Annotated in this window: 20 protein-coding genes, 1 pseudogene and 1 other annotated feature; of the genes and pseudogenes, 16 read left to right on the forward strand and 5 right to left on the reverse strand. The window is 57.0% G+C overall.

The features are described 5' to 3' along the window. Nucleotides 1-17: 17 nt before the first annotated feature. The 8 genes and pseudogenes from gyrB (at nucleotide 18) to EDF73_RS11045 (ending at nucleotide 9,818) form a co-directional block, all read left to right on the forward strand. Nucleotides 18-2,432 (forward strand): DNA topoisomerase (ATP-hydrolyzing) subunit B, encoded by a 2,415-nt coding sequence (gene gyrB, locus EDF73_RS11010; RefSeq protein WP_132729122.1) that lies wholly within the window; start codon nucleotides 18-20, stop codon nucleotides 2,430-2,432. Between the two features lie 209 nt (nucleotides 2,433-2,641). Further along, complete coding sequence (gene yidA, locus EDF73_RS11015) at nucleotides 2,642-3,454, forward strand: sugar-phosphatase (protein ID WP_132729124.1); 813 nt, start codon at nucleotides 2,642-2,644, stop codon at nucleotides 3,452-3,454. 246 nt (nucleotides 3,455-3,700) lie between these two features. Next, nucleotides 3,701-4,390 carry a D-galactonate utilization transcriptional regulator DgoR gene (dgoR, locus tag EDF73_RS11020; RefSeq protein WP_132729126.1) on the forward strand — a complete coding sequence of 230 codons (690 nt, stop codon included), beginning with the start codon at nucleotides 3,701-3,703 and terminating at the stop codon, nucleotides 4,388-4,390. Further along, nucleotides 4,387-5,259, forward strand: a complete 873-nt coding sequence (locus EDF73_RS11025; RefSeq protein WP_132729127.1) for a 2-dehydro-3-deoxygalactonokinase — start codon at nucleotides 4,387-4,389, stop codon at nucleotides 5,257-5,259. The genes dgoR and EDF73_RS11025 overlap by 4 nt, the downstream gene beginning before the upstream one ends. 56 nt (nucleotides 5,260-5,315) lie before the next feature. Beyond that, entirely contained in the window at nucleotides 5,316-5,933 is a 618-nt protein-coding gene (locus tag EDF73_RS11030; RefSeq protein WP_132729129.1) for a 2-dehydro-3-deoxy-6-phosphogalactonate aldolase, read from the forward strand. Next, the gene (gene dgoD, locus EDF73_RS11035; protein ID WP_132729130.1) at nucleotides 5,930-7,078 is read left to right on the forward strand and encodes a galactonate dehydratase; all 1,149 of its coding nucleotides are present in this window, start codon (nucleotides 5,930-5,932) and stop codon (nucleotides 7,076-7,078) included. Before EDF73_RS11030 ends, dgoD begins: the two co-directional genes overlap by 4 nt. 125 nt (nucleotides 7,079-7,203) lie before the next feature. Then, nucleotides 7,204-8,540 (forward strand): annotated as a pseudogene (locus EDF73_RS11040) (MFS transporter). Nucleotides 8,541-8,591: 51 nt separating this feature from the next. Next, the gene (locus EDF73_RS11045; protein WP_132729134.1) at nucleotides 8,592-9,818 is read left to right on the forward strand and encodes a DUF3748 domain-containing protein; all 1,227 of its coding nucleotides are present in this window, start codon (nucleotides 8,592-8,594) and stop codon (nucleotides 9,816-9,818) included. A 1-nt stretch (nucleotide 9,819) separates the two neighbouring features. Here the strand turns inward: EDF73_RS11045 and EDF73_RS11050 are convergent, their stop codons facing one another. Continuing rightward, nucleotides 9,820-10,149, reverse strand: coding sequence for a YceK/YidQ family lipoprotein (locus tag EDF73_RS11050; RefSeq protein WP_165905708.1), 330 nt, complete (start codon nucleotides 10,147-10,149; stop codon nucleotides 9,820-9,822). Between the two features lie 242 nt (nucleotides 10,150-10,391). Further along, nucleotides 10,392-10,465: a sequence feature (ROSE (Repression Of Heat Shock gene Expression) occurs in the 5'-region of heat shock genes and acts as an RNA thermometer to modulate expression.), on the forward strand. Between EDF73_RS11050 and ibpA the strand changes: the two genes are divergently transcribed. The 3 genes from ibpA to EDF73_RS11065 all read left to right on the forward strand — a co-directional run bounded on the left by ibpA (nucleotide 10,459) and on the right by EDF73_RS11065 (nucleotide 13,253). Continuing rightward, nucleotides 10,459-10,872 (forward strand): small heat shock chaperone IbpA, encoded by a 414-nt coding sequence (gene ibpA, locus EDF73_RS11055; RefSeq protein ID WP_132729137.1) that lies wholly within the window; start codon nucleotides 10,459-10,461, stop codon nucleotides 10,870-10,872. It overlaps the preceding feature by 7 nt. A gap of 113 nt (nucleotides 10,873-10,985) precedes the next feature. Further along, entirely contained in the window at nucleotides 10,986-11,414 is a 429-nt protein-coding gene (gene ibpB, locus EDF73_RS11060) for a small heat shock chaperone IbpB (protein ID WP_132729139.1), read from the forward strand. Nucleotides 11,415-11,591: 177 nt separating this feature from the next. Beyond that, on the forward strand, nucleotides 11,592-13,253 hold the full coding sequence (locus EDF73_RS11065) for a putative transporter (RefSeq protein ID WP_132729141.1): 1,662 nt from the start codon (nucleotides 11,592-11,594) through the stop codon (nucleotides 13,251-13,253). On the opposite strand, the gene EDF73_RS11070 is transcribed toward EDF73_RS11065, so the two are convergent. After that, nucleotides 13,221-13,967: a GntR family transcriptional regulator gene (locus EDF73_RS11070; protein WP_132729142.1), complete on the reverse strand. Its 747-nt coding sequence runs from the start codon at nucleotides 13,965-13,967 to the stop codon at nucleotides 13,221-13,223. The genes EDF73_RS11065 and EDF73_RS11070 overlap by 33 nt on opposite strands. Nucleotides 13,968-14,267: 300 nt before the next feature. Here EDF73_RS11070 and EDF73_RS11075 point away from each other — a divergent pair, with 300 nt between their 5' ends. The 4 genes from EDF73_RS11075 (at nucleotide 14,268) to EDF73_RS11090 (ending at nucleotide 18,019) form a co-directional block, all read left to right on the forward strand. Then, nucleotides 14,268-15,890: an alpha-glucoside-specific PTS transporter subunit IIBC gene (locus EDF73_RS11075; protein ID WP_132729144.1), complete on the forward strand. Its 1,623-nt coding sequence runs from the start codon at nucleotides 14,268-14,270 to the stop codon at nucleotides 15,888-15,890. Next, entirely contained in the window at nucleotides 15,887-17,209 is a 1,323-nt protein-coding gene (locus EDF73_RS11080) for a 6-phospho-alpha-glucosidase (RefSeq protein ID WP_132729146.1), read from the forward strand. Before EDF73_RS11075 ends, EDF73_RS11080 begins: the two co-directional genes overlap by 4 nt. A 110-nt stretch (nucleotides 17,210-17,319) precedes the next feature. Next, on the forward strand, nucleotides 17,320-17,667 hold the full coding sequence (locus tag EDF73_RS11085) for a DUF202 domain-containing protein (RefSeq protein ID WP_132729147.1): 348 nt from the start codon (nucleotides 17,320-17,322) through the stop codon (nucleotides 17,665-17,667). Further along, entirely contained in the window at nucleotides 17,657-18,019 is a 363-nt protein-coding gene (locus EDF73_RS11090; protein WP_132729149.1) for a DUF202 domain-containing protein, read from the forward strand. Before EDF73_RS11085 ends, EDF73_RS11090 begins: the two co-directional genes overlap by 11 nt. 140 nt (nucleotides 18,020-18,159) lie before the next feature. Here the strand turns inward: EDF73_RS11090 and dsdA are convergent, their stop codons facing one another. After that, the gene (gene dsdA / locus EDF73_RS11095; protein WP_132729151.1) at nucleotides 18,160-19,488 is read right to left on the reverse strand and encodes a D-serine ammonia-lyase; all 1,329 of its coding nucleotides are present in this window, start codon (nucleotides 19,486-19,488) and stop codon (nucleotides 18,160-18,162) included. A 17-nt stretch (nucleotides 19,489-19,505) separates the two neighbouring features. Continuing rightward, nucleotides 19,506-20,843, reverse strand: a complete 1,338-nt coding sequence (gene dsdX, locus EDF73_RS11100) for a D-serine transporter DsdX (protein ID WP_132729152.1) — start codon at nucleotides 20,841-20,843, stop codon at nucleotides 19,506-19,508. Nucleotides 20,844-21,068: 225 nt separating this feature from the next. Between dsdX and dsdC the strand changes: the two genes are divergently transcribed. Further along, a complete protein-coding gene (gene dsdC, locus EDF73_RS11105; RefSeq protein ID WP_132729154.1) occupies nucleotides 21,069-21,995 on the forward strand; it encodes a DNA-binding transcriptional regulator DsdC in 927 nt (308 codons plus the stop codon). A 46-nt stretch (nucleotides 21,996-22,041) separates the two neighbouring features. On the opposite strand, the gene emrD is transcribed toward dsdC, so the two are convergent. Next, the gene (gene emrD, locus EDF73_RS11110; protein WP_132729155.1) at nucleotides 22,042-23,226 is read right to left on the reverse strand and encodes a multidrug efflux MFS transporter EmrD; all 1,185 of its coding nucleotides are present in this window, start codon (nucleotides 23,224-23,226) and stop codon (nucleotides 22,042-22,044) included. Nucleotides 23,227-23,232: the final 6 nt, after the last annotated feature.

Genomic DNA, 23,232 nt, shown 5'->3' on the forward strand with positions numbered 1-23,232 from the left:
ATGAGCGAGAAACGTTGATGTCGAATTCTTATGACTCCTCCAGTATCAAAGTCCTGAAAGGGCTGGATGCGGTGCGTAAGCGCCCGGGTATGTATATCGGCGACACGGATGACGGCACCGGTCTGCACCACATGGTATTCGAGGTTGTGGATAACGCTATCGACGAAGCGCTCGCAGGTTACTGTAAAGACATCGTTGTCACTATCCATAGCGATAACTCCGTCTCCGTACAGGACGATGGCCGCGGTATTCCGACCGGTATTCACCCGGAAGAGGGCGTCTCGGCGGCGGAAGTCATCATGACCGTGCTGCACGCAGGCGGTAAATTTGATGATAACTCCTATAAAGTCTCCGGCGGCCTGCACGGCGTAGGGGTGTCGGTAGTTAACGCCCTGTCACAAAAACTGGAGCTGGTGATTCAGCGCGACGGTAAAGTTCACCGTCAGATTTATACCCACGGCGTGCCGCAGTCGCCGCTGGCCATTACCGGCGATACCGAAAAAACCGGCACCATGGTTCGTTTCTGGCCCAGCTACGAAACCTTCACCAATGTGATTGAATTCGAATATGACATCCTGGCGAAGCGTCTGCGCGAGCTGTCGTTCCTCAACTCCGGGGTGTCTATCCGCCTGCGCGACAAGCGTGACGGCAAAGAAGATCATTTCCACTACGAAGGCGGCATCAAGGCGTTCGTGGAGTATCTCAACAAGAACAAAACGCCGATCCACCCGAATATCTTCTACTTCTCCACCGAAAAAGACGGTATCGGCGTTGAAGTCGCGCTGCAGTGGAACGACGGTTTCCAGGAAAATATCTACTGCTTTACCAACAACATCCCGCAGCGCGATGGCGGTACTCACCTGGCGGGCTTCCGCGCGGCGATGACCCGTACCCTGAACGCCTACATGGATAAAGAAGGCTACAGCAAAAAAGCGAAAGTCAGCGCCACCGGCGACGATGCGCGTGAAGGCCTGATTGCCGTGGTTTCGGTGAAGGTGCCGGATCCTAAATTCTCCTCGCAGACCAAAGATAAACTGGTCTCCTCCGAGGTGAAAACGGCGGTAGAACAGCAGATGAACGAACTGCTGAATGAATACCTGCTGGAAAACCCGTCGGACGCGAAAATCGTGGTCGGCAAAATTATCGATGCGGCGCGCGCTCGTGAAGCGGCGCGTCGTGCTCGTGAAATGACCCGCCGTAAAGGCGCGCTGGACCTGGCAGGCCTGCCGGGCAAACTGGCAGACTGTCAGGAGCGTGACCCGGCGCTGTCCGAACTGTACCTCGTGGAAGGGGACTCGGCGGGCGGTTCTGCGAAGCAGGGCCGTAACCGTAAGAACCAGGCCATTCTGCCGCTGAAGGGGAAAATCCTCAACGTCGAGAAAGCCCGTTTTGACAAGATGCTCTCTTCGCAGGAAGTGGCCACGTTGATTACCGCGCTGGGCTGCGGCATCGGGCGCGACGAGTACAACCCGGACAAGCTGCGTTATCACAGCATCATCATCATGACCGATGCGGACGTCGACGGCTCGCATATTCGTACCCTGCTGTTGACCTTCTTCTACCGTCAGATGCCGGAAATCGTGGAACGCGGTCATGTCTACATCGCCCAGCCGCCGCTGTACAAAGTGAAGAAAGGCAAGCAGGAACAGTACATCAAAGACGATGAAGCGATGGACCAGTACCAGATCTCTATCGCTCTGGATGGTGCGACCCTGCACACCAACGCCAGCGCCCCGGCTCTGGCCGGTGAACCGTTAGAAAAACTGGTTGCCGAGTTTAATGCGACGCAGAAAATGATCGTTCGCATGGAGCGTCGCTTCCCGAAATCGCTGCTCAAGGAGCTGATTTACCAGCCAACGCTGAACGAAGCCGACCTCTCTGACGAGCAGACCGTGACGCGCTGGGTGAATGCGCTGGTCACCGACCTGAACGAGAAAGAGCAGCACGGCAGCCTGTGGAAATTCGACATTCACGAAAACACCGAGCAGCAGCTGTTCGAGCCGGTTATCCGCGTCCGTACCCACGGTGTGGATACCGACTATCCGCTGGATCACGAGTTTGTCACCGGCGGTGAATATCGCCGTATCTGCACGCTGGGCGAGAAACTGCGCGGCCTGATCGAAGACGACGCGTTTATCGAACGCGGCGAACGCCGTCAGCCGGTTGCCAGCTTCGAGCAGGCGCTGGACTGGCTGGTGAAAGAGTCCCGTCGCGGCCTGTCTATCCAGCGCTATAAAGGTCTGGGCGAGATGAACCCGGATCAGCTGTGGGAAACCACGATGGATCCGGATAGCCGTCGTATGCTGCGCGTGACCGTGAAGGATGCGATTGCCGCTGACCAGCTGTTTACCACCCTGATGGGCGACGCCGTTGAACCGCGCCGCGCATTTATCGAAGAAAACGCCCTGAAAGCGGCGAACATCGATATCTAATCTGTCGATTTCCCGGCGGCGCGACGCTTGCCGGGCGTGCTGAAGGAGTGACCCGGATAAGGCGCCTGGCGTCGCGATCCGGGAGCTACTCACGCGTAAAAGAGGAATTCCCCTTTTCGATCCTATCCCCGTTTTCCCGCTCTTCTGTTGCTGTTTTTTGAGCGGAATCGCGTTAGCATGGCCCAGGACTCATCTTACCTGGGGATCTCATGGCTATTAAACTGATTGCAATTGATATGGACGGCACGCTGCTGCTGCCTGACCATACCATCTCTCCTGCTGTAAAAACCGCGATTGCCGCGGCGCGCGCTCGCGGCGTCAACGTCGTACTCACCACCGGGCGTCCGTATGCCGGCGTACACAGCTATCTGAAAGAGCTGCATATGGAGCAGCCGGGAGACTACTGCATCACCTATAACGGCGCGTTAGTGCAGAAGGCAAGCGACGGCAGTACCGTAGCGCAAACGGCCCTGAGCTATGACGACTACCGCTATCTGGAACAGCTTGCCCGCGAGGTCGGCTCCCATTTCCATGCCCTTGACCGCAACACGCTGTACACCGCCAACCGCGATGTAAGCTACTACACGGTGCATGAATCCTACGTGGCAACGATTCCGCTGGTCTTCTGCGAAGCCGAAAATATGGATCCGAACATCCAGCTGCTGAAGGTTATGATGATCGATGAGCCAGCGATTCTCGACCAGGCCATCGCCCGTATCCCGGCGGAAGTAAAAGAGAAATATACCGTGCTGAAAAGCGCGCCGTACTTCCTCGAAATCCTCGATAAACGCGTCAATAAAGGGACCGGCGTGAAATCTCTGGCCGATGCGCTGAATATCAAGCAGGAAGAGATCATGGCGATTGGCGATCAGGAAAACGACATTGCGATGATTGAGTTTGCCGGGGTTGGCGTGGCGATGGACAACGCGATCCCAACGGTGAAGGAAGCCGCAAACTTTATCACCAAATCTAACCTTGAAGATGGCGTTGCCTATGCCATTGAAAAGTATGTGCTGAATTAATCTCTCTTCCCCCGGAATCAACCCGCGACGCTCGCGGGTTTTTTTATACCTGCCGTTTCCCGGCCAACAATATTCTCATCATCAATTGTCGTTTTTGTGATCTAAATTGTAGTACAACACAATATAATTGTACTACATTGAGTGCATGGTAATGATGAGTACTATCACGTTAGTACTACAAAGTTGAGGCGAAATCCGGCGGTCACGGTAAAGTAGAGAAGGACATACAGAGCACAAGGACTCTCCATGACTCTCAATAAAACCGATCGCATCGTTATCACGCTGGGCAACCAGATCGTCAGCGGTAAATACGTTCCCGGCTCGGCGCTGCCGGCGGAGGCGGAGCTGTGTGACGAGTTCGCCACCTCGCGCAACATTATTCGCGAAGTGTTTCGCTCGTTAATGGCCAAGCGGCTGATTGAAATGAAGCGTTATCGCGGCGCCTTCGTCGCACCGCGTAACCACTGGAATTACCTTGATACCGAGGTGTTGCAGTGGGTGCTGGCGAATGATTACGACCCGCGCCTGATTGGCGCGATGAGTGAAGTCCGAAACCTGGTGGAACCGGCCATCGCCCGCTGGGCGGCTGAACGCGCAACCTCGAGCGATCTGGCGCAAATCGAAGAGGCGCTCAACGACATGATTGCCAATAACCAGGATCGGGATGCGTTTAACGAAGCCGATATTCGCTATCACGAAGCGGTGCTGCAGTCGGTGCACAACCCGGTACTGCAGCAGCTGAGCGTAGCGATCAGCTCGCTACAGCGAGCGGTGTTCGAAAGGACCTGGATGGGCGATGAGGCCAATATGCCGAAAACGCTCCAGGAACATAAGGCGCTGTTTGATGCTATCCGGCATCAGGACAGCGAAGCGGCAGAGCAGGCGGCGCTGACCATGATCGCCAGCTCGACACGAAGGTTGAAGGAAATCACATGACATCTCGCTACATCGCCATTGACTGGGGTTCGACCAATCTGCGCGCCTGGCTGTATCAGGGCGAAAAATGCCTGGAGAGCAGGCAATCAGAGGCTGGCGTAACCCGCCTGGAGGGGAAATCCCCGGTCGCGGTATTTAGCGAAATAACCGAGAACTGGCGCGATAGCGCCACTCCGGTGGTGATGGCGGGAATGGTTGGCAGTAACGTGGGCTGGAAAACCGCGCCGTACCTGCCGGTTCCCGTCCGTTTTTCCGCCATTAGCCAGCAGTTAACGCCCGTTAGCGACAATATCTGGATTATTCCCGGCCTGTGCGTCTCAGGGGATAACAACCACAACGTGATGCGCGGCGAAGAGACGCAGCTGCTTGGCGCTCGGGCCCTTTCCCCTTCTTCTGTCTATGTGATGCCCGGTACGCACTGCAAATGGGTGCAGGCGGACCGCGAGCAGATCCATGATTTCCGTACCGTGATGACCGGGGAGCTGCATCATCTGCTGCTGCGCCACTCGCTGGTGGGCGCGGGGTTGCCGCAACAGGAAACCGCTCCCGGCGCCTTTGCCGCCGGGCTGGAGCGGGGGCTTGCTTCGCCCGCCGTGCTGCCACAGCTGTTTGAGGTCCGTGCCGCACATGTGCTGGGTACGCTGGCGCGCGAGCAGGTGAGCGAGTTTTTATCCGGCCTGCTGATCGGTGCTGAAGTCGCCACCATGAGCGAGCAGTTCGCCGGGCAGCTAACGCTGGTCGCCGGGTCATCGTTAACCCCGCGCTACCTTCAGGCATTTCACGCCATCGGGCGTGAGGTGGCAACGGTAGACGGCGATACGGCATTTCAGGCAGGTATCCGCTTTATCGTTCAGTCGGCCTCTATGTAGGCAGCGTCTGCCCGTCCCGATCGCGCCATGATTTTGGGTAAATAAGGAGCATCTATATGCAGTGGCAAACTAAGCTTCCGCTGATCGCCATTCTACGCGGCGTAACGCCAGAAGAGGCGCTGGCGCACGTTGGCGCGGTGATTGACGCCGGATTCGACGCGGTTGAAATTCCGCTCAACTCTCCCCGCTGGCAGCAGAGCATTCCGGCGATCGTCGAAGCCTTTGGCGACCGGGCGCTGATCGGCGCGGGGACCGTGCTGCAGCCGGAGCAGGTCGACGAACTGGCGAAAATGGGCTGCCGGCTTATCGTGACGCCCAATATTCACGCCGGGGTCATTCGCCGGGCGGTGGGCTATGGCATGACCGTTTGCCCGGGGTGCGCGACGGCGACCGAAGCGTTTACCGCGCTCGATGCCGGGGCGCAGGCGCTGAAGATCTTCCCCTCATCCGCTTTTGGCCCGGACTATATCAAGGCGCTGAAAGCCGTGTTACCGCCTGAGATCCCGGTCTTCGCCGTGGGCGGCGTGACGCCGGAGAATCTGGCGCAATGGATTGATGCCGGTTGTGCCGGCGCCGGGCTGGGGAGCGATCTTTATCGCGCCGGGCAGTCCGTCGAGCGCACCGCACAGCAGGCGGCCGCATTTGTTAAAGCGTATCGAGAGGCAGTGCAATGAAAATAACCAAACTCACCACGTACCGTTTACCACCGCGGTGGATGTTCCTGAAGATTGAAACCGATGAAGGGGTCGTTGGCTGGGGCGAGCCGGTGATTGAAGGGCGCGCGCGGACCGTGGAAGCGGCGGTGCACGAGCTGGGGGAATATCTGATAGGGCAGGACCCGGCGCGAATCAACGATCTGTGGCAGGTGATGTATCGCGCCGGTTTTTATCGCGGCGGCCCGATTCTGATGAGCGCCATTGCCGGTATCGACCAGGCGCTATGGGATATCAAAGGTAAAGTGCTGAATGCGCCGGTGTGGCAGCTGATGGGCGGCCTGGTGCGCGACAAAATCAAAGCCTACAGCTGGGTTGGCGGCGACCGCCCTGCGGAAGTCATCGACGGGATTAAAAAGCTGCGCGGTATTGGTTTTGATACTTTCAAATTAAACGGCTGCGAAGAGATGGGGGCGATCGATAATTCGCGCGCGGTGGATGCGGCGGTGAATACCGTGGCGCAAATTCGTGAAGCCTTCGGCAATGAAATTGAGTTTGGCCTCGATTTTCACGGTCGCGTCAGCGCGCCGATGGCCAAAGTGCTGATTAAAGAACTGGAGCCGTATCGTCCGCTGTTTATCGAAGAACCGGTGCTGGCGGAACAGGCGGAATATTATCCGCAGCTGGCGGCGCAAACCCATATTCCTATCGCGGCGGGCGAGCGGATGTTCTCGCGCTTCGAATTTAAGCGCGTGCTGGAAGCGGGCGGTCTGGCCATTCTGCAGCCGGACCTGTCGCACGCGGGCGGGATTACCGAATGCTATAAAATCGCCGGGATGGCGGAAGCGTATGATGTAGCGCTGGCGCCGCACTGCCCGCTGGGACCGATCGCGCTGGCCGCCTGCCTGCACGTCGATTTTGTCTCACGCAATGCGGTATTCCAGGAGCAGAGCATGGGCATTCACTACAACAAGGGCGCGGAGCTGCTCGACTTTGTGAAAAATAAAGCAGACTTCAATATGGAAGGCGGCTTCTTTAAACCGTTAATGAAGCCGGGGTTGGGCGTCGAGATTGACGAAGCCAGGGTTATTGAGCTGAGTAAAACGGCGCCGGACTGGCGTAACCCGGTATGGCGTCACGCCGATGGGTCGGTCGCGGAGTGGTAATGGCGCGTCGTACTTCATGCGGGCGGCGCGTTAGCAACGTATTCCCCGCCACGAATTATTGAGCGCATTACCTTTAAGTTATTAATTAAAAAATAAATTCATACACCCTCTGTATTTTACAGGGCATGGTGAGTGGCCTCGCTATGCCCAAATCTGGAGACAGATTGCGATGGATATTTCAGTTACAGCTGCAAAAACCGGGCGTCGTCGTTATCTGACGCTGTTTATGATCTTTATTACCGTCGTCATTTGCTATGTTGACCGCGCGAACCTTGCCGTGGCGTCGGCGCATATTCAGGAGGAGTTTGGTATCACCAAAGCGGAAATGGGCTATGTTTTTTCTGCTTTTGCCTGGCTTTATACGCTCTGCCAGATCCCCGGCGGCTGGTTCCTTGACCGGGTCGGTTCACGACTGACGTACTTTATCGCTATTTTTGGCTGGTCGGTAGCGACGCTGTTCCAGGGATTCGCCACAGGGCTGATGTCATTGATTGGCCTGCGGGCGATTACCGGGATTTTTGAAGCCCCGGCCTTCCCGACCAACAATCGGATGGTCACCAGCTGGTTCCCGGAGCATGAACGCGCTTCCGCCGTCGGGTTTTACACTTCCGGGCAGTTTGTGGGGCTGGCGTTCCTGACCCCGCTGCTGATCTGGATTCAGGAGATGCTCAGCTGGCACTGGGTGTTTATCGTGACCGGCGGGATCGGCATTATCTGGTCCTTAATCTGGTTTAAGGTCTATCAGCCGCCGCGTCAGACGAAAAGCATCAGCCAGGCGGAACTGGACTATATTCGCGACGGCGGCGGGCTGGTGGATGGCGATGCGCCGGTTAAAAAAGCGGCGCGACAGGCGCTGAGCAAAGCCGACTGGAAACTGGTGTTCCATCGTAAACTGATCGGCGTCTACCTGGGACAGTTTGCCGTGACCTCCACGCTGTGGTTCTTCCTCACCTGGTTCCCGAACTACCTGACGCAGGAGAAAGGGATCACGGCGCTGAAGGCCGGCTTTATGACCACCGTGCCCTTCCTGGCCGCTTTCTTCGGCGTACTGCTCTCCGGCTGGCTGGCGGATCGACTGGTGAAAAAAGGCTTCTCGCTAGGGGTGGCGCGTAAAACGCCGATTATCTGCGGTCTGTTGATCTCTACCTGCATTATGGGCGCTAACTATACTAACGACCCGGTCTGGATCATGGTACTGATGGCGGTGGCGTTCTTCGGCAACGGCTTTGCCTCCATTACCTGGTCGCTGGTCTCCTCGCTGGCGCCAATGCGGCTGATTGGCCTGACGGGGGGCGTGTTTAATTTCGTCGGCGGGCTGGGCGGGATCACCGTTCCGCTGGTGATTGGTTATCTGGCGCAGGACTATGGTTTTGGTCCGGCACTGGTTTATATCGCCGCCGTCGCGCTGATTGGCGCCCTGTCGTATATCTTGCTGGTGGGCGATGTTAAACGTGTAGGTTAATCCAGCCCGATGCTATACCCTGATGTGAACGTTGTGCATCAGGGTATCTCTATGAAACAAGTCACCTTTGCTTCCCGTCATCATCAGCTTACCAATACTCGTACCTGGACCGCGGACAGCCAGTGGCTGGTCTTTGACGTTCGCCCGTCGGGCGCCTCCTTTACCGGCAAGACGATTGAGCGGGTGAATGTGCAAACCGGTGACGTAGAAACCCTCTATCATGCCGGGCACGGTGCCCATGTTGGCGTGGTGACCGTTCATCCTGCGCAAGATAAATATGTTTTTATTCATGGGCCTGAGCATCCTGATGACGACTGGCAGTACGATTTTCACCACCGTCGTGGCGTGGTGACGTATCAGGGCGAAACGCACAACCTCGACGCCATGGATATCACCGCGCCGTATACGCCAGGCGCCCTGCGCGGCGGCAGCCATGTCCATGTTTACAGCCCGGACGGGCAGTATGTGAGTTTTACCTATAACGATCATGTCCTGCACGAGCGCTCGCCCGCGCTGGATCTACGTAACGTCGGGGTGGCGACGCCCTATGGCCCGGTGACGCCGGGGGGGCAGCATCCGCGTGAATATAGCGGCAGCCACTGGTGCGTGCTGGTGAGCCGGACGACGCCGACGCCGCTCCCGGGCAGCGATGAGATAAACCGGGCGTATGAAGAAGGCTGGGTGGGTAACCATGCGCTGGCATTTATCGGCGATACGCTGTCGATAGGGGGCGAAAAAATCCCGGAGCTGTTTATGGTAACCCTGCCCGACAGCGAACGGGGCTGGAAGCAGCAGGGCGATGCGCCTCTGGCGGGCACCGATGCTACTCTGCCGGCGCCGCCGGCCGGGGTGGTGCAGCGACGTTTAACCTTCACTCATCATCGCCGCTATCCCGGGCTGGTCAATACGCCGCGCCACTGGGTGCGGGCAAACCCGCAGGCAACGCAGATCGCATTTTTGATGCGCGATGAGGCCGGAGTGGTTCAGCTGTGGCTTATATCGCCGCAGGGTCGCGATATGCGGCAATTAACTCACAACGTGAATGATATTCAATCGGCCTTTAACTGGCACCCGTCGGGGGAATGGCTGGGATTTGTACTGGATAATCGTCTGGCTATTTGCCATGCCCGCAGCGGTGAAATCACCTTTTTGACGGCCGATCATGAAAATCCGCCTTCCGCGGACGCAGTGGTATTTTCTCCGGACGGGAAACAGCTGGCCTGGATGCAGGAAGTGGGCGGCTATCGTCAACTGTGGATAACCGAAGTCACGTTTTAAATCAAGGTGCGGTCAGGGTTGCTGGCGGAATGACCGAGTTGGTCGCCAGCGCCTTTTGCTCGCTCTTTTCCACACGCGATTTTATCGAGCTGTCAGTACGGAACATATCCCACGGCAGCAGCAGGGTGTCCATCACCGCCGTGAAGGGCATATCAAGGGCGACCAGGGATTTCGTCCCCCAGTTGGCATCATTACTCCCCAGCATTTGCGCGCTGGCTCGGGTTCCCGGATAGGTTCCTTCTTTTCCGCCGGTATGCGACATCACGCTGGAGCAACCGCTCAAACTTACCATCCCGCTGAACAGGACCAGCTTTAACAGACCGCTTTTCATCATTCTTCCATCGTTGTTTCGGCATTGAGATAACCTTTATATCGGTTATATCGAGCCATCCCGTGAATGCCTAGCGTTATTGCGCCGCACTGTGGCAGGCATCGCATTTTGCTTTTTGTGCTCTCCCCAGTCTAAGCAATCAGCGGGAAACTGCAAAAAAAATTGGCCTTCCGCGCTTGAAAACAGTGGGAGGAACCACATTTTAATAATGTGGCCCGATGAGGATACGCCTGCGGGGTATTCCGGGTGATAACGACCTGTCCATGATGGAAGGTCATAAATTCTCGCTGATTTCAGGAGCTATTTATTATGCGTAATTTCGATCTCTCTCCGCTGTATCGTTCTGCCATTGGTTTTGACCGCCTTTTTAATCTGTTAGAGAACAATCAGAGCCAGAGTAATGGCGGCTACCCTCCGTACAACGTCGAGCTGGTAGATGAAAACCATTATCGCATCGCTATCGCCGTTGCCGGCTTTGCTGAGAGCGAACTGGAGATCACCGCGCAGGATAATCTGCTGATCGTGAAAGGCTCCCATACGGCCGAGCAGAAAGAACGGACCTATCTTTATCAGGGGATCGCCGAGCGCAACTTTGAGCGCAAATTCCAGCTCGCGGAAAATATTCATGTCCGCGGCGCCAACCTGGTGAACGGTCTGCTGTATATCGATCTGGAACGCGTGATTCCGGAAGCCGATAAGCCACGCCGTATCGCCATCAACTAATCCTGTTGGGTCGCCAGCGCGGCCCGATCCCGGAAAACTTGCTCGCCGTCAGGGAGCAAATGCGGGTTTTAAACCCGCGGCACTTACTCGCTTCTTAGAAGGAGAAACAGACTATGCGTAACTACGATTTATCCCCGCTGCTGCGTCAATGGATCGGTTTTGACAAACTGGCCAGCGCACTGCAAACCACCAGCGAAAACCAGGGCTTCCCGCCGTATAACATTGAGAAAAGCGACGATAACCACTATCGCATCACCCTTGCGTTGGCCGGTTTCCGTCAGGAAGATCTGGATATTCAGTTGGAAGGGACGCGCCTGAGCGTGAAAGGGACGCCGCAGCAGGCGGACAAAGAAACACAATGGCTGCATCAGGGGTTAGTCAACCAGGCCTTTAGCCTGAGCTTTACCCTGGCAGAAAATATGGAAGTCTCTGGTGCGACCTTCAACAACGGTTTGTTGCATATTGATTTAACCCGCAACGAGCCAGAGGCGGTTATCCCGCAGCGTATCGCCATCAGCGAGCGCCCGGCCCTCGATAGCTAAGCCGACTTCGCATACAAGGCCCCGATTTTCGGGGCTTTTTTTTACCTGAAAACCTGGTCTCATGGTCGATATGTCATTCCGATGACCCGCTGATTATTGTGCGCCAGGCTGCATACTGGCCTGGAGGCTTAGGTCATAATCCCTGCTATTGATGATGTTATTCACAGGGAACAGACGATGAGTGATATCGCATTGACCGTCAGCGTACTGGCGCTGGTGGCGGTAGTCGGATTGTGGATCGGCAATGTCAAAATTCGCGGCGTCGGGTTTGGCATCGGCGGCGTGCTGTTTGGCGGCATTATCGTTGGCCACTTTGTCGACCAGGCGGGGATTGCCCTCAGCAGCCCGATGCTGCACTTTATCCAGGAGTTTGGCCTGATCCTCTTCGTGTATACCATCGGTATTCAGGTAGGGCCGGGTTTCTTTGCTTCTCTGCGCGTCTCCGGGCTACGGCTCAATCTCTTCGCCATCCTTATCGTGATCCTCGGCGGTCTGGTCACCGCGCTGTTGCATAAGCTGTTTCAAATCCCGCTGCCGGTGGTGCTCGGTATTTTCTCCGGTGCGGTCACCAATACGCCGGCGCTCGGGGCCGGACAGCAGATTCTGCGCGACCTTGGCGTGCCGTTTGAGGTTATCGACCAGATGGGGATGAGCTATGCCATGGCCTATCCGTTCGGCATTTGCGGTATTCTGCTGACCATGTGGCTGGTGCGTCTGTTTTTTCGCATTAACGTCGAAAACGAAGCCCAGCAGTTCGATGAGCGCAGCGGGAACGGGCATGCGGTCCTGCAAACCATCAACGTTCGCGTGGAAAACCCTAACCTGAATAATATGGCGATTCAGGACGTTCCGATGCTCAACAGCGATAAGTTGATTTGTTCTCGTCTCAAGCGCGATGAGCTGCTGATGGTACCGGCGCCGGGAACCTTAATTCAAACCGGCGATCTCCTGCATCTTGTCGGGCGACCGGAGGATTTACATAACGCTCAGCTGGTCATCGGCAAGGAAGTGGCGACCTCGCTCTCCACCCGCGGCACGGATCTCAAAGTGGAGCGGGTGGTCGTCACCAACGAGAAGGTGTTAGGCAAGCGTATCCGCGATCTGCATTTTAAACAGCGCTATGACGTGGTGATCTCGCGGCTGAATCGCGCCGGGGTTGAGCTGGTGGCCAGCAGTCACGCCAGCCTGCAGTTTGGCGACATTCTTAATCTTGTCGGTCGCCCGGAGGCGATCGATGCCGTTGCCGCTGAACTGGGCAACGCGCAGCAAAAACTGCAGCAGGTGCAGATGCTGCCGGTGTTTATCGGTATTGGCCTCGGGGTGCTGCTTGGCTCGATCCCGCTGTTTATTCCCGGCTTCCCGGCCGCGCTGAAGCTGGGGCTGGCCGGCGGGCCGCTGATTATGGCGCTGATCCTCGGGCGCATCGGCAGTATCGGCAAGCTGTACTGGTTTATGCCGCCGAGCGCCAACCTCGCGCTACGCGAGCTGGGGATTGTGCTGTTTCTGGCGGTCGTGGGGCTGAAATCCGGCGGCGATTTCGTGGCGACGCTGACCGAAGGTGACGGGCTGAGCTGGATTGCCTACGGGATTTTTATCACCGCGATCCCGCTGCTGGCCGTAGGGATTCTGGCGCGGCTGCTGCTGAAGATGAACTATCTGACTCTGTGCGGCATGCTGGCCGGATCGATGACCGACCCTCCGGCGCTGGCCTTCGCCAACAATCTGCACGCCACCAGCGGGGCGGCGGCGCTTTCATATGCGACGGTCTATCCGCTGGTGATGTTTTTGCGCATCATTACGCCGCAGCTACTGGCCGTGCTGTTCTGGGGAATGGGTTAACGGCGTTTCAAGGTGGACGCGCCGCAGATGGTAGTCCACCTGATATTCGCTGGCATTGCGGAACATCACCGAATAGTTGAGGAACTCGCCGCTGTCGCTGTAGGAAAGGGAGGTAATACGCAACAGCGGCGTTTGCTCCGGGACATTCATCGACTGGGCCAGCTGTCTGTCTGCCAGCACCGGCGTCAGGCTTTCATAGTTGCCGCTAATGGTGATGCCGCACTCCTTTTCGATGTAGTCGAATTTTGACCCCTCCAGATGCGCCAGCGACAGGTTGCGAAACAGTTTTACCGGCATATAGCTGTCTTCGAGCATCAGAGATTTACCGTCCACGTAGCGTACCCGGCGCGAGAAATAGATCCGTTCATTAATCTGGATGCGCAGCTGGCTGGCGATAGCCGGCGGGGCGGGCATCACTTCGAAGATCAGCACCTGGCTTACCACCTCTTTCCCCTGCTGACGTAACACCTCGGCAAGACCGGTCAGATTAGTGGTCTCATGGTGAACATCTTTCCGGGCGACGAAGGTTCCGGAGCCGTGACGACGAACCACCAGCCCCCAGCTCACCAGCAGGTCGATAGCCTTCCGGACCGTCATCCGCGCGACGCCAAATTCTTGCGCCAGCTTTTTCTCACCCGGTAACGGACTGCCGATATTGAAATCGGAAGAATTCAGCCGAAGCCGTAATCTGTCCGCAATAGATTTGTAGATCACCAGTAGACCTCTATTCCATTTATTAAAAGAGTAATCAAACCGTCTTTTTGCGTAAAAAATCCATTTAATACATTGAGATGTTATTTATTCATTCGCCCGCCCGTATCAACACAATTCATCATGTCTAATTTTTACACAAAAAGTAGACAACATTGCTGTAAATAAAACCATGAAAGCGATCACGAATCGCAACGCCATAGCATGTTGTCAGACAGGTAAATTCCTATTCTCGCTTTAGGCCGATACTCAACACAAATAAGGCCTCTCTTACCCTACTGGTTGTTAAATGAGGATTTTAAAATGCTCAGTCAAATACAACGTTTTGGCGGCGCCATGTTTACCCCGGTTTTGTTGTTTCCTTTCGCCGGGATCGTGGTGGGGATAGCCATTATGCTGCGCAACCCGATGTTTGTCGGCGAAGCGCTTACGGCACCTGATAGTTTATTTGCCCAGATTGTCCACATTATTGAAGAGGGCGGCTGGACGATATTTCGCAATATGCCGCTGATCTTCGCCGTTGGTTTACCGATTGGCCTGGCAAAGCAGGCCCAGGGGCGGGCCTGTCTGGCGGTACTGGTCAGTTTCCTGACCTGGAACTACTTCATTAACGCCATGGGGATGACCTGGGGCCATTTTTTCGGCGTCGACTTTTCTGCCGACCCTACGGCGGGTAGCGGTCTGACGATGATTGCCGGCATTAAAACCCTGGATACCAGTATCATCGGCGCGATCGCTATTTCCGGAATCGTCACCGCGCTACATAACCGCTATTTTGACAAACCGCTGCCGGTATTTCTCGGTATTTTCCAGGGGTCGTCATTTGTCGTGATCGTCGCCTTCCTGGCGATGATTCCCTGCGCCTGGTTAACGCTGCTGGGCTGGCCAAAAGTGCAGATGGGCATCGAATCACTGCAGGCCTTTTTACGCTCGGCCGGGGCGCTTGGCGTCTGGGTTTATATTTTCCTTGAGCGCATTCTGATTCCTACCGGGCTACATCACTTCGTCTATGGACCGTTTATTTTTGGCCCGGCAGTGGTTGAGGGCGGCATCCAGGTGTACTGGGCGCAGCATCTGCAAGAGTTCAGCCAGAGTACTGAACCGCTGAAAGCCCTGTTCCCGGAAGGCGGTTTTGCCCTGCACGGTAACTCCAAAGTCTTTGGCTCGGTCGGGATTGCGCTGGCGCTCTACTTCACCGCTTCCCCCGCCAATCGCGTGAAGGTGGCCGGGTTGCTCATTCCGGCGACGCTGACCGCCATGCTGGTGGGGATTACCGAGCCGCTGGAGTTCACCTTCCTGTTTATCTCCCCGCTGCTGTTTGCCGTCCATGCGGTGCTGGCGGCGACGATGGCGACGGTGATGTACATGTGCGGCGTGGTGGGAAATTTTGGCGGCGGCCTGCTGGACCAGTTCCTGCCGCAAAACTGGATCCCGATGTTCCATAACCACGCCTCGATGATGTTCATCCAGATCGGCATCGGAGTGTGCTTCACCGGTATCTACTTCGTTATCTTCCGCAGCCTGATATTGCATTTCAATCTGAAAACCCCGGGTCGCGAAGAGAGTGAAATCAAGCTCTACAGCAAGGCGGATTATCAGGCGGCCCGCGGCAAGACCACCGCGGCGGGCGCCGCAGAGACCAAATTAGGCCAGGCCGCAGGTTTCCTGCAGGCGCTGGGCGGCGCGAGCAACATCGAGAGCGTCAATAACTGCGCCACCCGGCTGCGCATCGCGCTGGTCGATATGGCGCACACGCAAAGCGACGACGTCTTTAAAGCGCTGGGCGCTCACGGGGTGGTGCGTCGCGGCAACGGGATTCAGGTCATCGTTGGCCTGCACGTCCCTCAGGTTCGCGACCAGCTCGAATCCCTGATGAAAGATTCTCTACAGACCGAACAAACCACCATGACGGAGGCAGTATCATGAAAAAATTCTCAGTTGTTATCGCAGGCGGCGGCAGTACATTTACCCCGGGTATCGTATTGATGTTGTTAGCAAACCAGGACCGTTTCCCGCTGCGGGCACTGAAATTTTATGACAACGACGGCGCGCGTCAGGAGACCATCGCCGAAGCGTGCAAGGTGATCCTCAAAGAGCAGGCTCCGGAGATTGAGTTCAGCTATACCACCGATCCGCAGGCCGCCTTCACCGACGTGGATTTTGTGATGGCGCATATTCGCGTCGGCAAATATCCGATGCGCGAAAAAGATGAGAAGATCCCGCTGCGCCACGGCGTGCTGGGCCAGGAAACCTGCGGACCTGGTGGGATTGCCTACGGTATGCGCTCTATTGGCGGCGTCCTGGAACTGGTGGATTACATGGAAAAATATTCGCCGAACGCCTGGATGCTCAACTACTCCAACCCGGCGGCGATTGTGGCGGAGGCCACCCGTCGCCTGCGTCCGAATGCCAAAATCCTCAACATCTGCGATATGCCGATCGGTATTGAAGGGCGCATGGCGCAAATCGTCGGCCTGCCGGATCGTAAACAGATGCGCGTGCGCTACTATGGCCTGAACCACTTCGGCTGGTGGACCTCGATTGAAGATCTGCAGGGTAACGATCTGATGCCGAAACTGCGGGAATATGTGGCGAAACACGGCTATGTTCCGCCCTCTAACGATCCGCATACCGAGGCCAGCTGGAATGATACCTTCGCCAAAGCCAAAGATGTGCAGGCGCTGGATCCGGACACCATGCCGAATACCTATCTGAAGTACTATCTGTTCCCGGATTATGTGGTTGAACATTCCAACCCGGAACGCACCCGCGCTAACGAGGTCATGGATCACCGCGAGAAAAATGTCTTCAGCGCCTGTCGGGCGATTATCGCCGCGGGCAAATCCTCCGCAGGCGATCTGGAGATCGATGAGCACGCTTCCTATATCGTGGACCTGGCGACGGCGATCGCCTTCAACACTCAGGAACGTATGCTGTTGATTGTGCCGAACAATGGCGCTATCCATAACTTTGACGCCGATGCGATGGTCGAGATTCCGTGCCTGGTTGGCCACAATGGGCCGGAACCGCTGACGGTGGGCGATATTCCGCACTTCCAGAAGGGGATGATGAGCCAGCAGGTGGCGGTAGAAAAACTGGTGGTTGATGCCTGGGAGCACCGCTCCTATCACAAGCTGTGGCAGGCGATTACCCTGTCGAAAACCGTGCCGAGCGCGTCGGTGGCGAAAGCGATTCTCGATGACCTGATTGAGGCCAACAAAGCGTTCTGGCCAGAGCTGCATTAATCTTTGCCCTTCGCCGGCATCCATCGGGTGCCGGTTCTTCCTGCCTCTCCCCTGTTCGTGATGAATTACGCTATGCTGAAGCCTGCTCGCGGTACGAACAAGGAACTCTGATGAAAATTTCTCGCGTCGGCGAAGCGCCGGATTACCGCTTCTCGTTGGCCAACGAACGCACTTTTCTGGCGTGGATCCGCACGGCGTTAGGCTTTCTTGCCGCCGGCGTCGGCTTAGATCAGCTGGCGCCGGATTTTGCCACGCCGCTGATTCGCGAACTCCTGGCGCTGCTGCTGTGCCTGTTTGCCGGCGGTCTGGCGATTTATGGCTACCTGCGCTGGCTGAGTAACGAAAAAGCGATGCGCCTGAAGCAGGATCTGCCTTACACCAGAACGCTGCTGGTCATTAGCGTCTTATTGATGATCGTGGTGGGGGTGGTGATGGCGCTGGTGCTCTATGGCGGATAGGCGCCGGGCGCGGCGGGAAAGCGATCCGGGCCTGCAGCCGGAGCGTACGTCGCTGGCCTGGTTTCGTACCCTGCTGGGCTACGGAGCGCTGATGGCGCTGGCGATTAAACATAGCTGGCATAGCGCCGGCACGCTGTTCTGGCTGTCGATTGGCGTACTGGCGGTGGTGGCGATAATCCTCTGGCGCTACACGCGTAGCCGCAATCTGATGGATGTGAACGATAATGATTTTGTGCAGCCGCAGGCGGTGCGTGACAAATTTTTAATCGCTCTCGCAGTGCTTTCGCTGTCATTGTTGTTTGCTTTCATGCACCTGCGGCAGATCGGGTTATTCATTCAGGCGGTGACATGACAGGAAGTCAGGCGAGTCAGCTTAGTCCACCCGCTTCGGGCGCGGAATACGCCGCGGCAGCTGTATGCGGGTGATGCGCGATTTACGCAGGCAGCAGCGGTCAGCGGCGGAGCTGATGTCGCTGCTGCGTTGACGGTGCCTTAGCGTCCTTTCGCCAGGTACTGCGCCATCTCATCTTCCGGCACCATACCTCCGCCGGTCGCCCAGACCAGGTGCGTCGCATGCTGCATCTGTTCCGCCGTGAAGCCGTGCATCTGCTGGTACGCCGCGCTGGCGCAGATGCGCTGCGGTCCGGCCATCCCCGCCAGCGCCGACGGTTCCAGGCGAATACTCTCTACCTGCGCCAGCCAGCCCAGCATGTCATACATCGTCTGGTCATTGAGGGTGTAGAAGCCATCCAGCAGGCGCTCCATGGCCCGTCCGACGAAACCTGAGGCCCGGCCAACGGCCAGCCCGTCGGCGGCGGTCAGGTTATCAATCCCGAGATCCTGGACCGAGATACCATCATGCAGGCCGGTATGGACGCCGAGCAGCATGCACGGGGAGTGCGTGGGTTCGGCGAAGAAACAGCGGACATGGTCGCCGAAGGCCAGCTTCAGCCCAAATGCGACGCCGCCAGGGCCGCCGCCCACGCCGCACGGCAGATACACAAACAGCGGACGATCGGCGTCCACCACCCGTCCCTGGCGGGCAAACTGCGCCTTCAGGCGTTCGCCGGCGACGGCATAGCCGAGGAACAGCGTGCGCGAGTTTTCGTCATCGATAAAGAAACAGTTGGGATCCCCTTCTGCGGCCTTACGTCCCTGTTCGACCGCGACGCCGTAATCCTGTTCGTATTCAACCACCGTCACGCCGTGGCTGCGCAGCTTCGCTTTTTTCCATGCCCGGGCGTCGGCAGACATATGTACGGTGACGTTAAAACCGATACGCGCGCTCATGATACCAATCGACATCCCGAGGTTACCGGTGGAGCCCACCGCGATGCTGTACTGGCTAAAGAAGTGCTTAAATTCCGGCGTCAGCAGCTTACGGTAGTCATCGGCGGGGGTGAGTAAACCCGCGTCCAGCGCCAGTTTTTCGGCGTGGGTCAGGACCTCATAAATACCGCCGCGGGCTTTGATAGAGCCGGAGATGGGCAGATGGCTGTCTTTTTTCAACAGTAAATCGCCGGCGATGGGTTGGGAAAAAGCCTGTTCCAGTCGCGCTTTCATGGCCGGAATCGCAACCAGTTCAGATTCGATAATTCCGCCGGCGGCGGCGGTTTCCGGGAAGGCTTGCGCCAGGTACGGCGCGAAGCGCTCAAGCCGGGCGCGGGCGTCCTGGACATCGTCGCGGGTCAGGCCCACGTAGGGTAAACCTGCGGCTAACGAGGTGGTTGCCGGGTTAAACCAGGTGGTTTCTTTCAGGGCAATCAGATCCTCCAGCAGAGGGTACTGTGCAAGTAAAGTGGTCATGTCAGCGTTTTTCATATTACGTCTCTTTGCGCTCAGATGATGAAAGAAAGCAGGAAGGTGCAGGCCAGTGCAAGCACGGAGGCGATAAATGTGGCCGTAGTATAGTATTTGAACGTCTCATTCAGGCTAGCCCCGCAGTATTGTTTAACCAGCCAGAACAGGGAATCGGTAACGATCGTGCAGCCAATTGCGCCGGAACCAATGGCGATGGCGATGATCTCCGGGCTGACGCCAGGGTACAGCGGCAGCATCGGCGCGACGATAGCGGTCGCCCCCATCATGGCGACGGTCGCCGAACCCACCGCCGCGTGCAGAATCAGCGCCACCAGCCAGGCCAGCAGAATCGGGTGCATATGCATGTTCGACAGAATGACCGCCAGCGAATCGGCCAGGCCGCTGGTTTTCAGGATGGCGTTGAACGCGCCGCCCGCGCCGATAATCAGCAGAATGTTGGCGATCGAGCCGAAGCCCTTTTCGGTATGGGTCAGCAGCGTGGCCATGCCCATATTCTGGCGGATCCCCAGGATGTAGTAAGCCACGAAGACGGCGATGAACATGGCGGTAATGGGGTTACCGATAAACTCCAGCAGCATGTACAGCGTGCCGCCTTTGGCCATATTCAGCTCGGCCACGGTTTTTATCAGCATCAACGCAATTGGCAGCAGGATGGTCAACAGCGTGGCGCCGAGCGACGGCAGCGTCTCTTCCTTACGGACTTCCAGATTAGCGAACTCGAGAGGAACCGCTTTGAACGGCAGGCGGTTGCCCAGTATTTTCAGGAACAGCGGCCCGCCGACCAGCGAAGCCATCAGGCCGACCAGCAGACCGTAGACAATCACGGTACCTATATCGGCACCCAGTTTATTGGCGACGAACAGCGCGGCCGGATGCGGCGGTACGACGCAATGTACGGCCATTAATGCGGTACACAGAGGAATAGCCAGCTTCAGCAGGGAGGTGTGGGTCTTTTTGGCGATCGAAAAGGCCAGCGGAATCAGCAGCACCACGCCCACTTCGACAAACAGCGTAATCCCGCAAATCAGGCCCACCAGCACCATGATCACATCGACCGATAGCCAGCGGCAGCGCTGGAGGGTCAGGCCAATACGTTCTGCGGCGCCCGAGACCTCCATCATTTTACCGAGGATAGTGCCGAGGCCGATCACCGCCGCCAGGAAGCCGAGGGTTCCGCCGATCCCGTTTTCAATGGCGTTGACCATATCCAGCGGGCTCATGCCCATCATGGCGCCAACGAAGAAGCTGGCTAACAGCAGCGCCAGGAACGGGTGAAGTTTCAGCTTTACGATAGTTAATATAATCAACACGATGCTTATCAATAGCGTGCTCACAACCCAAATCTGAGATTCCATACCCCACCTCGCCTGTGAATAATCTGCGGCTATTGAACAGAAAAACGTCATCGGCTGACAAACGATATAAATCGCCTTTCAGGTGAATTGGATTAAATCAAAATGGTGATTTCGGTCTTAAAATGGCTATTTTTTGTGTCATGAATCACTTTTTATCATCTTTAAGCCAGCATGAGGCGGCCATTTTCCTTACAATCGACGGGAATAAAATGAGGGGAGCGGACGATGGATGCGCTAAAAGAGATCGGTAACCGGCTGCTGAACGGCTGGCAGCTGTCGAAGCTGTACACCTTTGAGGTCGCCGCGCGGCACGAGTCGTTCGCGCTGGCGGCGCAGGAGCTGTCGCTGACGCCCAGCGCGGTGAGCCACCGCATTAATCAGCTGGAGGAGGAGCTGGGCATTCAGCTATTTGTCCGTTCTCATCGCAAGGTGGAATTAACTCATGAAGGGCGGCGGGTTTTCTGGGCGCTGAAGTCATCGCTGGACAGCCTGAATCAGGAGATACTGGATATCAAAAACCAGGAGCTGTCCGGCACGCTGACCGTTTACTCGCGCCCGTCAATCGCCCAATGCTGGCTGGTACCGGCGTTAGGCGATTTTACCCGTCGTTATCCCGCCATCTCGCTAACCGTATTGACCGGCAACGATAATGTGAACATGCAGCGGGCGGGCATCGATTTGGCAATCTATTTTGACGATCTGCCTTCATCGCAACTGAGCCATCACTTCCTGATGGATGAGGCGATTGTGCCGGTTTGCACCCAGGACTATGCCCGCCAGCATCAGCTGCAGCAGAATCCCGATAACCTGCAGCACTGCACTCTGCTGCATGACCGTCAGGCCTGGAGCAACGACTCCGGTACCGATGAGTGGTTTAGCTGGGCGCAGCATTTCGGGGTGAATTTACCGCAATCATCGGGTATTGGCTTCGATCGTTCCGATTTAGCGGTGATTGCGGCGATGAACCATGTTGGTGTCGCGATGGGGCGTAAACGGCTGGTGCAAAAGCGCCTTGCCAGCGGAGAGCTGATCGCGCCTTTTGGTGAGATGACCCTGAAGTGCCATCAGCATTACTACGTGACGACCCTTGCGGGCCGTCAGTGGCCAAAAATTGATGCCTTTATTCGCTGGCTGCAAGGGCTGGCGCAGTAATGTTTCCGGCGCTGCCCGGATAAGACGTAAGCCGCGATCCGGGCGTTTACACCGTCTGCTGGTGACGGCTAAAGCGTGAGGCCAGCGGCAGCCAGCACAGCAGAATCAGCAATCCCATCAGCATCATCAACAGACCGAGGCTGCTCTGACCGGTCTGCGGCAGCATTGCCGACAGCCAGGCCAGCACGCCGGAACCGATATTCTGCAGGCCGCCCACCAGCGCCCCCGCCGTCCCGGCGAGGAACGGGAAGGGCTCCATTGCCCCGCTGGTCGCCAGCGGGAACAGCATCCCGGCGCCAAAGAAAAACAGCGCCGCGGGCACCAGCAGCGTCCAGATGGTCATGATACCCATCAGCCCCGGGATCCACATCATAATCCCGGCCAGCAGGCAGCAAATCACCGATTGCCACATCAGCGTCGGGAAGCGTTTATGCGGACGCCCGGCAAACCAGGCGCCGAAGAAGGCCGCCGGAATCGGCAGAATAAACAGAATACTGACCGCCATACTGCTTAAGCCCAGCACCGCGCCCATCAGTACGCCGGAACAGGCTTCAAAAACGGCGATGCCGGCAAGACCGCCAATCAGCATCAGCAGGTAGCAGTTGAACGCGGTATTGCCGAAAAGCGTTTTGTAACGGGTGGCCAGCCGGGTACGCGGTGCGCCCTGCGGGCGGGTTTCCGGCATCCAGCGCGCCATGCTGAAGGTCACGCCAGCACACAGTATCAGCAGGAAAGCGTAGCAGGCCCGCCAGCTCCACACGGTATTGAGCACGCCGCCAATCAGCGGCGCCAGCAGAGGGCTGACTAAAATCCCCATGTTTAACAAGCTATTGGCATGTCTGAGCTGTGCGCCTTCGTACAGGTCGCGCGGCAGAGTTCGCGCCATCACCCCGCCTACGCCGGTCCCCATCCCCTGGATGGCGCTGGCGATAATCAGCACCGTCAGGCTATGGGTAGTGATGGCTGCCAGCGTCGCCAGCATAAAAATGGACATCCCGATGAGGATCACCGGGCGTCGGCCCACGCGGTCGGAGAGCGGGCCGTAAAAAAGCTGCGAGACGCCATAGGTCAGCAGATACGCTGCCATCACGCTTTGTACCGCCCCCTCGCGGGCGTTTAACGATACTGCCATATCGGCGATCGCCGGGATATAAATGGTCTGCGCCATCTGGCCAACGGCCACCAGCAGTACCAGCATCAACAACAAAGTGAAGTTTTTATGCCGTTTCATGTCGAT

This window comes from Klebsiella sp. BIGb0138 (assembly GCF_004342285.1).
In the GTDB taxonomy this organism is placed as follows: Bacteria; Pseudomonadota; Gammaproteobacteria; order Enterobacterales; family Enterobacteriaceae; genus Klebsiella.

Bases quoted from the DNA above. Each gene is read 5' to 3' on its own strand.
- gyrB (WP_132729122.1), top strand. From the start codon at position 18: ATGTCGAATTCTTATGACTCCTCCAGTATCAAAGTCCTGAAAGGGCTG.
- yidA (WP_132729124.1), top strand. From the start codon at position 2,642: ATGGCTATTAAACTGATTGCAATTGATATGGACGGCACGCTGCTGCTG.
- dgoR (WP_132729126.1), top strand. From the start codon at position 3,701: ATGACTCTCAATAAAACCGATCGCATCGTTATCACGCTGGGCAACCAG.
- EDF73_RS11025 (WP_132729127.1), top strand. From the start codon at position 4,387: ATGACATCTCGCTACATCGCCATTGACTGGGGTTCGACCAATCTGCGC.
- EDF73_RS11030 (WP_132729129.1), top strand. From the start codon at position 5,316: ATGCAGTGGCAAACTAAGCTTCCGCTGATCGCCATTCTACGCGGCGTA.
- dgoD (WP_132729130.1), top strand. From the start codon at position 5,930: ATGAAAATAACCAAACTCACCACGTACCGTTTACCACCGCGGTGGATG.
- EDF73_RS11045 (WP_132729134.1), top strand. From the start codon at position 8,592: ATGAAACAAGTCACCTTTGCTTCCCGTCATCATCAGCTTACCAATACT.
- EDF73_RS11050 (WP_165905708.1), bottom strand. From the start codon at position 10,149: ATGAAAAGCGGTCTGTTAAAGCTGGTCCTGTTCAGCGGGATGGTAAGT.
- ibpA (WP_132729137.1), top strand. From the start codon at position 10,459: ATGCGTAATTTCGATCTCTCTCCGCTGTATCGTTCTGCCATTGGTTTT.
- ibpB (WP_132729139.1), top strand. From the start codon at position 10,986: ATGCGTAACTACGATTTATCCCCGCTGCTGCGTCAATGGATCGGTTTT.
- EDF73_RS11065 (WP_132729141.1), top strand. From the start codon at position 11,592: ATGAGTGATATCGCATTGACCGTCAGCGTACTGGCGCTGGTGGCGGTA.
- EDF73_RS11075 (WP_132729144.1), top strand. From the start codon at position 14,268: ATGCTCAGTCAAATACAACGTTTTGGCGGCGCCATGTTTACCCCGGTT.
- EDF73_RS11080 (WP_132729146.1), top strand. From the start codon at position 15,887: ATGAAAAAATTCTCAGTTGTTATCGCAGGCGGCGGCAGTACATTTACC.
- EDF73_RS11085 (WP_132729147.1), top strand. From the start codon at position 17,320: ATGAAAATTTCTCGCGTCGGCGAAGCGCCGGATTACCGCTTCTCGTTG.
- EDF73_RS11090 (WP_132729149.1), top strand. From the start codon at position 17,657: ATGGCGGATAGGCGCCGGGCGCGGCGGGAAAGCGATCCGGGCCTGCAG.
- dsdA (WP_132729151.1), bottom strand. From the start codon at position 19,488: ATGAAAAACGCTGACATGACCACTTTACTTGCACAGTACCCTCTGCTG.
- dsdX (WP_132729152.1), bottom strand. From the start codon at position 20,843: ATGGAATCTCAGATTTGGGTTGTGAGCACGCTATTGATAAGCATCGTG.
- dsdC (WP_132729154.1), top strand. From the start codon at position 21,069: ATGGATGCGCTAAAAGAGATCGGTAACCGGCTGCTGAACGGCTGGCAG.
- emrD (WP_132729155.1), bottom strand. From the start codon at position 23,226: ATGAAACGGCATAAAAACTTCACTTTGTTGTTGATGCTGGTACTGCTG.